This window comes from Tabrizicola sp. (assembly GCF_036781545.1).
Lineage (GTDB): Bacteria > Pseudomonadota > Alphaproteobacteria > Rhodobacterales > Rhodobacteraceae > Tabrizicola.
Genome location: NZ_DAIQAT010000099.1, coordinates 1 through 12,513, shown reverse-complemented (window position 1 = coordinate 12,513; position 12,513 = coordinate 1). Strand labels below are relative to the sequence as shown.

The 12,513-nt window shown below is 68.3% G+C and carries 11 protein-coding genes and 1 tRNA gene; 4 read left to right on the top strand and 8 right to left on the bottom strand.

Going from position 1 to position 12,513, the window contains the following annotated elements; all coding sequences use genetic code 11:
- Nucleotides 1–464: UbiA family prenyltransferase (locus V7Q39_RS14130; protein WP_333817239.1), on the bottom strand; the 464-nt coding region annotated here is incomplete at its 3' end.
- A gap of 70 nt (nucleotides 465–534) precedes the next feature.
- On the bottom strand, nucleotides 535–1,452 hold the full coding sequence (coxB, locus tag V7Q39_RS14125; protein WP_443082524.1) for a cytochrome c oxidase subunit II: 918 nt from the start codon (nucleotides 1,450–1,452) through the stop codon (nucleotides 535–537).
- A gap of 166 nt (nucleotides 1,453–1,618) precedes the next feature.
- Here coxB and V7Q39_RS14120 point away from each other — a divergent pair, with 166 nt between their 5' ends.
- The gene (locus V7Q39_RS14120; protein ID WP_333817238.1) at nucleotides 1,619–2,428 is read left to right on the top strand and encodes an alpha/beta hydrolase; all 810 of its coding nucleotides are present in this window, start codon (nucleotides 1,619–1,621) and stop codon (nucleotides 2,426–2,428) included.
- Between the two features lie 52 nt (nucleotides 2,429–2,480).
- Complete coding sequence (tldD, locus tag V7Q39_RS14115; protein ID WP_333817237.1) at nucleotides 2,481–3,902, top strand: metalloprotease TldD; 1,422 nt, start codon at nucleotides 2,481–2,483, stop codon at nucleotides 3,900–3,902.
- 15 nt (nucleotides 3,903–3,917) lie between these two features.
- On the opposite strand, the gene V7Q39_RS14110 is transcribed toward tldD, so the two are convergent.
- From V7Q39_RS14110 to V7Q39_RS14090, 5 genes are all read right to left on the bottom strand, one after another.
- Nucleotides 3,918–4,757: a class I SAM-dependent methyltransferase gene (locus tag V7Q39_RS14110; RefSeq protein WP_333817236.1), complete on the bottom strand. Its 840-nt coding sequence runs from the start codon at nucleotides 4,755–4,757 to the stop codon at nucleotides 3,918–3,920.
- 251 nt (nucleotides 4,758–5,008) lie between these two features.
- Nucleotides 5,009–7,309: a Tex family protein gene (locus tag V7Q39_RS14105; protein WP_333817235.1), complete on the bottom strand. Its 2,301-nt coding sequence runs from the start codon at nucleotides 7,307–7,309 to the stop codon at nucleotides 5,009–5,011.
- 70 nt (nucleotides 7,310–7,379) lie between these two features.
- Nucleotides 7,380–9,026, bottom strand: a complete 1,647-nt coding sequence (locus V7Q39_RS14100) for a DUF2235 domain-containing protein (protein ID WP_333817234.1) — start codon at nucleotides 9,024–9,026, stop codon at nucleotides 7,380–7,382.
- 140 nt (nucleotides 9,027–9,166) lie between these two features.
- Nucleotides 9,167–9,243, bottom strand: a tRNA-His gene (locus tag V7Q39_RS14095).
- A 42-nt stretch (nucleotides 9,244–9,285) separates the two neighbouring features.
- Nucleotides 9,286–10,161 (bottom strand): bifunctional helix-turn-helix transcriptional regulator/GNAT family N-acetyltransferase, encoded by an 876-nt coding sequence (locus V7Q39_RS14090; protein WP_333817233.1) that lies wholly within the window; start codon nucleotides 10,159–10,161, stop codon nucleotides 9,286–9,288.
- A gap of 82 nt (nucleotides 10,162–10,243) precedes the next feature.
- Here V7Q39_RS14090 and V7Q39_RS14085 point away from each other — a divergent pair, with 82 nt between their 5' ends.
- Nucleotides 10,244–10,462, top strand: coding sequence for a DUF6324 family protein (locus V7Q39_RS14085; RefSeq protein ID WP_333817240.1), 219 nt, complete (start codon nucleotides 10,244–10,246; stop codon nucleotides 10,460–10,462).
- A gap of 164 nt (nucleotides 10,463–10,626) precedes the next feature.
- On the opposite strand, the gene V7Q39_RS14080 is transcribed toward V7Q39_RS14085, so the two are convergent.
- Nucleotides 10,627–11,007 (bottom strand): hypothetical protein, encoded by a 381-nt coding sequence (locus tag V7Q39_RS14080; RefSeq protein ID WP_333817232.1) that lies wholly within the window; start codon nucleotides 11,005–11,007, stop codon nucleotides 10,627–10,629.
- A gap of 413 nt (nucleotides 11,008–11,420) precedes the next feature.
- Here V7Q39_RS14080 and V7Q39_RS14075 point away from each other — a divergent pair.
- Nucleotides 11,421–12,513 (top strand): Ppx/GppA family phosphatase (locus tag V7Q39_RS14075; protein ID WP_333817231.1); only part of this gene is annotated, 1,093 nt, incomplete at its 3' end.

Sequence of the window (12,513 nt, the reverse complement as noted above, 5' to 3'; positions counted from 1 at the left end):
CCGCCGATCACGATGTTCTGCGGGGTCGAGCGTTTCAGCCACATCGAATAGACGACCACGTAGAAGAAGATGGTAAAGGCCAACAGCCCCGCCGCCGCGACATTCGTCGCCAGCCCCAGCATCACCACGCTGATCCCGGACAGGCCCAGCCCCACCGCCAGCGCCTCGCCCGCCTGGACGCGGCCCGCAGGCACCGGACGCTTCGCCGTGCGCTTCATCACCCGGTCGATATCGGCGTCCCACCACATGTTCAGCGCACCGCTGGCCCCCGCGCCCAGCGCGATGAACAGGATCGCCGAGAAGACCTCGACCGGGTGCAGGCTGACCGGCGCGACCAGAAGGCCCACCAGCGCGGTGAACACCACCAGCGACATGACGCGGGGCTTGAGAAGCTGCACGTAATCGCCGAACCCCGGTTCATAGGGGGTGGCGGTCGCGCCCTGATATGCTGAGGTCTCGCTCATCCCGGTCCTGCTTCAGACGGCGGTGCCTGGCCAAGGCCAGGCGCCGACACGTAGCTCCCCCCGAAAGGTCTCAGTTCGACGCGACCTGCACGGTCGCGGGCGCCGCCACCGACGACAGCTGCACATCTCCGGCCTTGGCCTTGGCCAGCCATTCGGCATAGGCCGCTTCCGACACCACCTTCACCGTGATCGGCATATAGGCGTGCATCTGCCCGCACAGTTCCGAGCACTGGCCGAAGTAGATGCCTTCCTTCTCCGCCTTGAACCACAGCGCGGCGGTCCGGCCGGGGACGGCGTCCTGCATCACGCCGAAGGCGGGAACCTTCCAGGAATGGATCACGTCCACCGCCGTGACCTGCACCACGATGGTCTTGCCCACCGGCACCACAACCGCCGTGTCGGTCGCCAGCAGGAACTGGTCCTTGGTATAGCCCGCCGCGGTCAGCTGCGCCTCGACCTCGGGGGTCATCATGTTGGTGCCGCCGGTCGCGGGCGAGCCGATCATGTAGCTGTCGAAGGAAATCCCCTCGTCGACATATTCATAGCTCCAGTACCACTGGTTGCCGGTGGCCTTGATGGTGACTTCGCCGACCGGGATCTCCTGCTGCTTGAACAGGATCGGCAGCGAGAAGGCACCGATGGAAACCAGAATCACGATCGGGATCAGCGTCCACGCCACTTCCAGCGGGCTGTTGTGGGTGAAACGCGCCGGAGTCGGGTTCGCTTTCCGGTTGAAGCGCAGCATCACATAGATCAGCAGCCCGGTGACGAAGATCACGATGGCGGTGATGATGTACAGGATCATGTGATCCAGCCAGTGAATGTCCTCGGCCAGCTCCGTCACGGCGGGCTGGAAGCCCGTCGCCCCCGAGACCGGTTGTCCCACGATTTCCAACGCTTGCTGCGCAAGGGCCTGCCCGGCCACCAGCGTGGCGATTGCCGCAGCGCCGCCCCGCTTCATCACTGTCGAAAGACGCATATGTCTCATCCCGTTCACGTCGCGGCTTGCCGCCGCTGTCCAGGGATGCCGCCCAAAGGTCAGAATCCCGCTGTTTCCCATGGTCCTCAAACCATATTAGCTTGACCGCGACAAGCAAAACCGTAGCGACGAATCCGCGCCCCCTGGCTGCCGGATCGGTGGAGGAAGACGACCCTTGGCCTTCATCAAGCTGACCCTCGTCACCTTCGGCCTGTTCTACGTCGTGGCCCTGTCGGGAATGTATGTCTTTCAGCGCGATCTGCAGTATTTTCCCACCCGCCGCGATCCCGCGCCCGAAGCCCTGGGCCTGAGCGGGGCCAGCCGGATCACGCTCGCCACCCCCGATGGCGAGACCCTCGTCCTCTGGACCAGCCCGCCCCAAGGCGACCGCCCCGTGATCCTCTTTCTGCACGGCAACGCGGGCGAGATCGCCGACCGCGCCGACCGCTTCGTCTTCTACCAGGCCCGGGGCTATGGCGTGGCCTTCCTGTCCTGGCGCGGCTACGGCGGCTCCACCGGCGCGCCGTCCGAAACCGGCCTTCTCGCCGACGCCAAGGCCGCCTACGATCACCTCCGCGCACAAGGGATCCCGCCCGAGCGCATCGTGCTGGTCGGCGAAAGCCTCGGCACCGGCCCCGCCGTGATCACCGCCGCCGCCAACCCCGTTGCCGCCGTGGTGCTGGAAGCCCCCTATTCCGCCGCCGTCGACATCGCGCGGCGCGCCTGGCCCTGGCTGCCCGTCGGCCTCCTGATGAAGGACCAGTATCGCTCGCGCGACCACATCGCCGCGATCCGCGCGCCGCTTCTCATCCTGCATGGCGAGAAGGACCGGGTGATCCCGCAGGGCTTCGGCAAGCGGCTCTACGACCTCGCGCAGGACCCCAAGACCTTCGTCTCGCTTGGTCCCGTCGGCCATGACGCGCTCTTCTCCCCCGCCACATGGGAGCAGGAGGCCGCCTTCATCGACCGGACCCTGCCTCCTTGACCCTGCCCGCGTCCCGGCCCATCTGTGACACGACCCGACAGGAAACCCCCCGATGACCGACGCCCCCTTCCGCCCCTTCGACAGCCATCTCGACGAGACCGCCGCCCTTGCCACCCTGCGCGAGGCGACCGCCGGGGCCGATGACGGCGAGCTGTTCCTGGAACGCCGCCGCGCCGAGGCGCTCGTCCTCGACGACGGCCGCATCCGCCAGGCCACCTATGACGCCTCTCAAGGTTTCGGCCTCCGCGCCGTGAGGGGCGAGGTCGCGGGCTACGCCCATTCCACCGAAATCTCCGAGACCGCGCTCCGCCGCGCGTCCGAGACCGCCCGCCTTGCCGTGGGCGCGGGCGGCGGCACCCTCGCCCCCCCACCGCGCGGCACCAACACCCGGCTCTACCGCTCCGACGACCCGATGGCCGATGCCACCTTCCCGGTGAAGATCGACCTCCTGCGCGAGATCGACGCCCATGCCCGCGCGCTCGACCCCCGCGTGGTGCAGGTCTCGGCCACGCTCACCGCCTCGCTGCAAGAGGTGGAAATCCTCCGCCCCGAAGGCACGCGGCTTTCTGACATCCGCCCGATGGCGCGGCTGAATGTCAGCGTGATGATCGAGGAGAACGGCCGCCGCGAACAGGGCGGCATGGGCAAGGGCGGGAGATACGGCCTCACCGCGCTCATGTCCGCCGAAACCTGGAAACCGATGATCGCCGAGGCGCTGCGCATCGCCCAGGTCAACCTTTCCGCCGTCGAGGCCCCGGCCGGGGTGATGGACGTGGTCCTCGGCCCCGGCTGGCCCGGCATCCTGCTGCATGAGGCCATCGGCCACGGGTTGGAGGGAGACTTCAACCGCAAGGAAACCTCGGCTTTCGCCGGGCTGTTGGGGAAACAGATCGCCTCGAAGGGCGTGACTGTCCTTGATGACGGCACAATCCCTGATCGCCGTGGCTCGATCTCCATCGACGACGAAGGCACGCCCTCGGCCAAGAACGTGCTGATTCAGGATGGCGTGCTGGTCGGCTACATGCAGGACCGGCAGAACGCCCGCCTGATGGGGGTCGCCCCCACCGGCAACGGGCGGCGCGAAAGCTTTGCCCATATCCCGATGCCCCGGATGACCAACACCTACATGCTGGCCGGAAACGACGACCCCGCCGGGATCGTCGCCAGCCTGAAGGATGGCATCTACGCCGTGGGCTTCGGCGGCGGGCAGGTCGACATCACCTCGGGCAAGTTCGTCTTCTCCTGCACCGAGGCCTATCGCGTCAGGAACGGCGTGGTGGGCGAGGCGGTGAAGGGCGCGACCCTGATCGGCGACGGCGCCACCGCCCTGAAGGGCATCCGCGCCATCGGCAACGACCTGCAGCTCGACCCCGGCATCGGCAACTGCGGCAAGGCCGGGCAATGGGTCCCGGTCGGCGTGGGCCAACCGACACTGATGATCCAGGGCCTGACGGTCGGGGGTGCTGCGGCCTGAGCGGCGGCTTCCGCCTCAGACCCGGGTGGCGGTGTAAAGGTTGATCTCGGCGGGGACGCGCAGGCAGCCGTCGTCCCCGACCAGCCCCGACCATTCCTCGCGCAGGGCCGCCAGCATCGCCGCCGTGCCGCCGGTTTCACGCAAGAGACGCGGCAGGCCGCCAAGGTGGGACAGCAGGTCGAGTACCGGCTCGATCCCGCCGGGGTGGTCCAGCGTCAGCTCGACCGCCCGACCCTCGGCCCGCAAGCCCGCCGCGCGCAGGATGCCCAGCACGCGCGGGATGTCGCTGAACGCCATCGGGCCGGGGCCGTCGGGGTCCGACGGCGGTGGTGGGCCGAGGCGGGCGGCGCCGATCCGCCCCGGCGTCGCGAAGAACGGGTTCGCGACGGCCCGCCCCCAGACGGCCAGCACCATCCGCCCGCCCGGCCGCATCGCCCCGGCAAGGTTGGCAAAGGCCGCCACCGGATCGGCGAAGAACATCACCCCGAAGCGCGACAGGACCAGGTCGAAAGCGGCCGGCGCGAAGCCATGATCCTGCGCATCGGCCCGCAGGAACTTTACCTGCGCCAGGCTTTCGACCCTGGCCAGTTCCCCGGCACGGGCGAGGAGCGGGGCCGAGATGTCGACGCCCAGCGCCCTGCCCTGCGGCCCCACCGCCCTTGCCGCCGCTAGCGTCAACGCCCCTGCGCCGCAGCCCACGTCCAGCACCCGCTGACCGGGAAGCGGTGCGGCCTCGGCCATGACCAGTGCGGTCACATTCGTCATCAAAAGGTCCATCGCCGGTTGCTGCGCCACCCAGGCGCGACCGGGCACATCGTTCCAGAATGTGTGCTGTCCAGTATTGGCTTCGGACATTCCCGCCTCCCGAGATGGATTGCTTCGACATTGATGTTGGCCGGTCCGACAAAGGCCATCACCTTCCCGCGACTGTCGTCCCCGCACAGGCGCGGGCCAGATCGGCCGGGCCTTCGATCAGGTGGAAAATGACTGTCATCCCCGCGAAAGCGGGGACCCAGAGGGCAAAGCGCCGGGGGCTGGGTCCCCGCTTTCGCGGGGATGACAGGTCGGAGGGGGGAGGTTGGCCACGGAACCTCGCCCGCCTCCGTTCAGCGCCCGAACTTGCCCTTCAACGCATCGGCAAAGGCGTTCCCGCCCCCCTGCGGCCCCGACTGCATCGGGCCCCGGACCGGCTTCGCAGGCGCAGGCCCCCGTTCGCGCGCCTGATCCTTCGCGCTGGCCCCGCCATCCGATTTCATGCTGAGCCCGATCCGCTTGCGCGGCACGTCGACCTCCACCACCCGGACCTTGACCACATCCCCCGCCTTCACCACCGCATGGGGATCACGCACGAAACTGTCCGACAGCTGGCTCACATGCACCAGCCCGTCCTGATGCACGCCGATATCCACGAAGGCCCCGAAGGCCGCGACGTTGGTGACCGTGCCCTCCAGCACCATTCCCGGACGCAGGTCGGTGATCTCCTCCACCCCCTCGGTGAAGGTCGCCGTCTTGAAGCTCGGCCGAGGGTCCCGCCCCGGCTTCTCCAACTCGGCCAGGATGTCCTTCACCGTGGGCAAGCCAAAGCGCTCTTCCACGAAGGCCGCCGGGTTCAGCTTTTTCAGCGCCGCCCCGTCGCCCATCAGCGCGCGGATATCCCGCCCACAGGCGGCGACGATCTTGCGGGCCACATCATAGGCTTCCGGGTGCACCGACGAGGCATCCAGCGGCTCCTTCCCCCCGGTGATCCGCAGGAAGCCCGCCGCCTGTTCAAAGGCCTTCGGTCCCAGCCGCGCGACCTTCAGGAGCTCCTTCCGGGTGGCAAACGGCCCGTTGGCGTCCCGGTGCGCCACGATGGCCTCGGCCAGCCCCGGCCCCACCCCGGACACCCGCGCCAGCAGCGGCGCGGAAGCGGTGTTCAGATCCACCCCCACCCCGTTCACCGCATCCTCCACCACCGCGTCCAGCGACTTGGCGAGGCGGTGCTGGTCCACGTCATGCTGATACTGCCCCACGCCGATCGCCTTCGGCTCGATCTTCACCAGCTCCGCCAGGGGGTCCTGCAAGCGCCGGGCAATGCTGACCGCCCCCCGCAAAGACACGTCCAGTTCCGGGAACTCCCGCGCCGCCAGCTCGGAGGCCGAATAGACCGAGGCCCCGGCTTCCGAGACCACCACCTTCACCGGCTTCTCCGTGCCCGATGGCAACAGCGCCAGCAAATCCGCCACCAGCTTCTCCGTCTCCCGGCTCGCCGTACCGTTGCCGATGGCGATCAGCTTCACCCCGTGCTGTCCGATCAGCCGCGCGATGGCCACCTGCGCGCCTTTCAGGTCCATCCTCGGCTGGAACGGATAGACCGTATCCGTCGCCACCAGCTTGCCCGTCGCATCCACCACCGCGACCTTCACGCCGGTGCGGATCCCGGGATCCAACCCCATGGTCGCCTTCCCCCCCGCCGGGGCCGCCAGCAGCAGGTCCTTCAGGTTCCGCGCGAAGACCCGGATCGCCTCGGCCTCCGCCGCCTCGCGCAGCTCGGCCATCAGGTCCAACGTCAGCGAGGTCCTGATCTTCACCCGCCAGGCCCAGGCCGCCGCCTCGCGCAGCCACTTGTCACCCAGGCCCTGCCCACCAGCCCCGACCGCCGCGCCGCAGGCCCGCTCCGCCGGGCTTTCCCCGCGCGGGGCCTCGGCATCGACCTCGAGGTCCAGCACCAGAACCTCCTCGTTCCGCCCCCGGAACATCGCCAGCGCCCGATGGCTCGGCACGCGCGCAAACTCTTCGCTATGCGCGAAATAGTCCGAGAACTTCGCCCCCGCGGTCTCTTTCCCCGCCACCACCTTCGCCGAAAGCTTGCCCACCTTCCGCATGTGGTCGCGCAACCGGCCCAGAAGGGCTGCATCCTCGCTCAGCCCTTCCGCCACGATGTCCCGCGCGCCTTCCAGCGCGGCCTTCGCATCGGGGAAGCCCTCGGACAGGAACCCGCCCGCCAGCGCCACGGGATCTGCGGAACGATCCGCGACAATCGCCTCCACCAGCCCCTGCAACCCCGCCTCGCGCGCGATCATCGCCTTGGTCCGCCGCTTCGGCTTGTAGGGCAGGTAGATATCCTCCAGCTCGGCCTTCGTTCCCGCCCCGGCGATGGCCTTCGCCAGCGCCTCGGTCATCTTGCCCTGCTCGGTGATCGAGGAGACGATCGCCCCCCGCCGCGCCTCAAGCTCGCGCAGGTAGCCCAGCCGCTCCTCCAGCTTGCGCAGCTGGGTGTCGTCCAGCCCGCCCGTCACTTCCTTCCGGTAGCGCGCGATGAAGGGAACCGTCGCGCCGCCGTCCAGCAGTTCCACCGCCGAGGTGACCTGCGCGGGCGTCGCCCCGATTTCCGTGGCGATCAGGCGGGGGATCAGGGTCAGGCTCATGCGAATCCTCAAGGTTTGGGGCGGGCACCTTAGCGGCGGCCCCAGATCGGGGAAACCCCGTCAGCCCTCGTCACCCGGTGATCCGCCAAACCCGCAGCGCCTGGTCCTTGATCCGCCCCTGCAACCCCCCGCCCCACCACCACAGCACGACCCAAGCCGCGACCAGCAGGGCCGCTCCGGGCCAGATATCCCCGTAAAGCGCGCAGAGCGGGCCGAAGGACAGGCGCAGGGCCGAGACCCAGGCGAGCACAATCGCCTTGCCGCTGTCCCAAAGGGTCGGCCAGAGCGGCAGCCCAAGCCGGTTCAGCAGCGGCAGGACGACGAAAAGCACCGCCAGGGCGATCTGCGCCCGGTTTGCCTTCGCCCGCCAGCCGATCAGACGACGCGCCTTGTCGTCGAAGACCGCCGTGCGCGCCATCGGCGCCGGGCCGCAGGTGTCATGGCTCGCGGGTCCGTCGCAGACGCTCGCCCCCTCCGGCAGGAGAAGCGGCGCATAGCCGTCGGCGCCTGTCTGGATCTTCTGCAGCACCGAACGGTGCAGCACCGGCGCGCCCCGGCCATGCGCCGCGCCCGCAGGTTTCGGCCGCGGCGCGTAGCGGTAGCTCGCCGCCAGCCCGGCGCGCGAATCGTGGATCAGCGCCCGGGGATAGCGCCGCGCCGCAAAACCTTCGGCTCGGCCCGCCCCGAACCGCAGCCCCTCGCTCTCCGCCGCCGCCATGATCCACAGAAGCGGGTCCATCGCCACCGCATCGTCCGGATAGCCGCCGCCCACGTCCGAATGCATCCCGGCAAACCAGGTCTCGCGCACCAGCGTCGGCGCCTCGTCCGTGCCCGCATCCGTCTGGTCGAACTGCAGCGGGTGGAAGGTCTTGCGCTCGTCGTCCAGCGCCAGCACGTGATCGGCGCGGGTGACGATCTTCGCGCAGACCCGGTTGCGGAAGAGGATCGGCCAGACCAGCCAGCTCCAGGCCTCGCGGAGGCCCGCGAAAGGGAAGCCGTAGGCCTCGACCGTGTCGAAGAGGCCCATGTAGCGGATGCGCACTTCGCCGCCCCGCTGGTCCCCCGGCAGATCGCCGGGCAGAGCCGGACGCAAGCGCGGGTCGCGCGCTGCCAGCACCTCGGCATGGGTCGGCTGGCCGAACAGCCGCCGCTTCGCGCTGATCGTGCGGTCGCGCAGCCAGCGCAGCGCCCCGATCCAGGGCGCCATCTTCAGCCCCCCGTCCCACAAGGGCGCCGTGCTGGCCCGATAGGCCTCCCAGGCGCGCATCGAATTGCGCTTCATCTCGGCGTCGGTGACCGGGCGGTCGCCGATCATCAGCGGCATCAGCCCCTGCCAGCGCAGCATCCCCGCCAGCGTCCTCACCGTGAAGGCCCCGCGCGAAAAGCCGAAGAGGTGGATTTCGTCGCCCGGCTGCCAGTTCCAGCACAGGAAGCGGTAAAGCTTGCGCACGTTCGACGGCACGCCGATCCCCGTCGCCCCGTCGATCAGCCGCAGCACCCGGTTCGAGGAGGTCCCGACCCCCGGGATGTAGCGCGCCAGCTGCAATTCGGCCGGGGTCACGCCGGACTTCTCGGTCTTGTCGAGCGCGGAATACAGCCGCCAGACATTCGATTCCTGGGTGGCAAAGCTGTTGCCGGTGCCATCGGCAAAGATCACGATCTTCTTGCCCCGCCAGGGCGGTGTGATCGGGGGCGAGGCTGCAGGGTCTTCGGACATGACATTCCTCCAATCCGGAACGCGAAAGGCTGAAATCACTTGGGGGCCGTCAGGCCTGTGCAATGATCAAAGCATGGCACAAAGCCGCGCCCGCGCAAAGCGCTGGAGACAGGCGGGCGTTCCGGACTTGCAGGGAAAGATGGTACAGCTTCCCCGGCTCGAACGGGGGACCCCCAGATCCACAATCTGGTGCTCTAACCAACTGAGCTAAAGCTGCACTTGCGGGCGACATAGCGCCAAGACCGGGCTGATGCAAGCCTCAGAGCGTGATTTCCCAGTCCTGGTCCACCACCGCCTGCCCATAGGCCCGCGCCGGGGTCGACCGCACAAGGCTCCAGCCGTTCTTCGCATACAGCGCGCAGGCCGCGCGGTGGCTTTCGTGGGTCCAAAGGACCATGCGCCGGTAGCCCTGCGCGCGGGCGAAATCGACGCAGGCGTCGTGCAACCGCTGGCCCAGCCCCTGCCCCCGCGCCTCGGGCCGCAGGATGAAAAGCCGCAACCGGGCGGTCTCGGCATCCTCGCTCATGCAGGAGATGGTGCCCAGCCGCCGCCCGCCGCTTTCGGCGATCCAGGCCGCCTCGCGCGGGTCGGCCCGGTCCAGGAAATCGGCCATGATCCGCGCGACAAGCGCCTCGAAGCTGGCGTCATAGCCCTCATCCCTGGCGTAAAGCGCGCCATGGGTGCCGATGATCCAGCCCGCATCGCCCGGCTGCAGGGGGCGGATCGTGGCCCCGCCCGGCTCGACCAGCGCCCGCACGGCGGCCAGCGTCTCGGCCAGCGCCTCGCGCCGGGTCTCCGGGATCAGCCTGGCCAGCGCGGCACGGGATTGCGCGCTGAACCCGTCCAGCATCCGGCGCCCGGTTTCGGTCAGCGTCAGCCGGAACTGACGCCCCTCCGCAGCCCGCGCCACCACCCCTTCGCGTTCCAGTCGCCCGACCATCCGCGACACCTGCGCCTCGTCCAGCCCCAGCCCCTGCGCCAGCCCGCGCGCGGTCGGGGCATCGGCAAAGCCGATCTCGTGGATCAGCCGCACTTCGGCCAGCGTTCGCCCCGATTGCAGATAGCTGCGCCCGGTCAGGCCCAGCGCGCGGGTGTAGAACCGGTTGAAGTCGCGAATGCGGTCGATGACGTCCATCCGGGCAGGATGACTCATAACTTGATTCAGTCAAGTATCATCGCTCTGGACAGGACCCGCCCCCTTGCGCTACCCGAACTGCATGGGCATCAACTCTCCAAGCGATATCGCCGCGAACCTCCAGATCGGCCCCACCGACGAGGGCATGGTCCGCATCTATGTTGAGGCCGAAGGCGGCATCGACCTCCCGCTCGACTTCGACCCCGAGGAAGCCGAGGAAATCGCCGAGGAACTGCGCGCCGCCGCCGAAGCCGCCCGCGCGATGGGCAACAAGCCCGCGCCAAAGCCGAAGAAGCGCTGACCGGACGCACGGGGCAAATCCTTTCGAAAAGATTTGGCAAGTTCCTTCGAAGGAATTTGTCTTTCAGATCCCGGACGACTGCCCGCACGCCCGGAACCATCGCAAGCCTCTGGAAGACTCTCCGATGGTGCGGCCCTGCGGCGGCCCAGTCCCACAGATTGAAATCAGACGATACGGCAACGCAGCAGGTGAAAGACCTTGGCCAGATCAGCCTTATGCAATGCCTGGCCCAGGCGCGGGCTGACGAAAAAGCCGACCTCTACCCGTACGTCACCCCAGATGTCGGCTCCATCCAGTGCCGCGGGGGTCACAGCAAAGTCGTCGTCCTTGACCCACAGTTCCGGCGTGCAGTTGCCGCGTCCGTTAGGCCCATCGACGGAACGGCTGTCTTCCATGGCAAGGGCGTTCTTCTTCTCGCCGAAATTCAGCGCCCAGAAGAACCCGTCCACGGGGGTTACCCCGTCGTAGCGGACCATTTCCAGGGGATAAAGACCACCGCTGCCCAGATCAAACCGCCGCAGCACAGAGGCGGCCTTCTCGGTCACGCAAAGAAATCCGTTTAGTTTGAATAAGTTAGATACCTTCGCCACATGGCGACCCTCGTCCTCAGCCGCGCGTTGTGGCAACAGTTGGGGGTCCAAATTTCCCCCCCCTGTTGAACGCGGCATTTTGCGTTCGCTCTAGGTCGGGCGCCGCGCGGTCTTCCATTTGAAACCATGTAGTCAGTTCAGACTTCTGCGGGGCCACGCTCAGCCAGACAGTCTCACTCATCCTCACGCTCCCTTGGCTTGCGACCCGCCCATCTTCGCTACCTTCTCCGCCTCCACAAGCCCGGCGATGCACGGTGGGCCGCAGGGCGACAGGATGCCCCCCGCGACGCCACGGCAGCCGGGCAGATGGTTGACCCCGGGCGTCGGCCTCGCCACCATGCCCGCGGAAGTCGGAAGGGGATTCTCGCATGGCACTCGACGGAAAATCTCCCCTGCCCGATGACGACGATGACTCGGGCGACTGGGGTCCCTTCGGCAAGCCTCTCTTCAACGATCCCTCTGCCCGCGCCCTCTCCCGTGTCGGCGTGGTCGACGTGGGTTCGAACTCGGTGCGGATGGTGGTCTTCGACGGCGCGGCCCGCTCACCGGCCTATTTCTACAACGAAAAGATCATGTGCGGCCTCGGCAAGGGCCTTGCCCAGACCGGGCGGCTGCACCCGGAAGGCAAGGCGCGGGCGCTGTCGGCGCTGAAGCGCTTCTCTCTCCTTGCCAAGGGCATGAACATCGCCCCCTTCACCGTCGTCGCCACCGCCGCGATGCGCGAGGCCGAGGACGGCCCCGACTTCCAGGCCCAGGTCCTGCAAGAGACCGGCCTCAAGCTCCACGTCATCGACGGCGCCGAAGAGGCCCGGCTTTCCGCCCAGGGCGTCCTTCTCGGCTGGCCCGAGGCGCGCGGCATCGTCTGCGACATCGGCGGCAACTCGATGGAACTGGCCCGCATCGGCGAGGGCCGCGTCGGCAAGCGCGTCTCCACGCCTTTGGGGCCGTTCCGGCTGCAGCAGGTCTCCCCCGACCCGAAGAAGCGCAAGGCCCATATCGCCGCGATCCTCGAAGCCGCCGCCCGCGAGATCAAGCCCGACAACGACCGCATCTATCTGGTCGGCGGCAGCTGGCGCGTCATCGCCCGGCTGGACATGGAGCGGCGGGCCTATCCCCTCACCGTCCTTCACGAATACCGCATGACGCCGCAGGGCCTCCTCGACACGCTCGACTGGCTCGCCTCCGCCGACCTCTCGGCGCTGCGCGGCCGCACCGGCACCAGCGCCGAGCGGATGGAACTGGTCCCCCTCGCCTGCGAGGTGTTGCGCGAGATCATCCGGGTTCTGAAACCGTCCGAGATCGACGTCTCCGCCTATGGCATCCGCGAGGGCCTCCTTTACGAACAGATGCCCGACCGCCTGCGCGCCCGCGACCCGCTGATCGAGGCTGCGCGGATGACCGAGCTGACCCAGGCCCGCATCCCCGGCTTCGGCAAGAAGCTCTTCGCCTTCCTCGAACCCC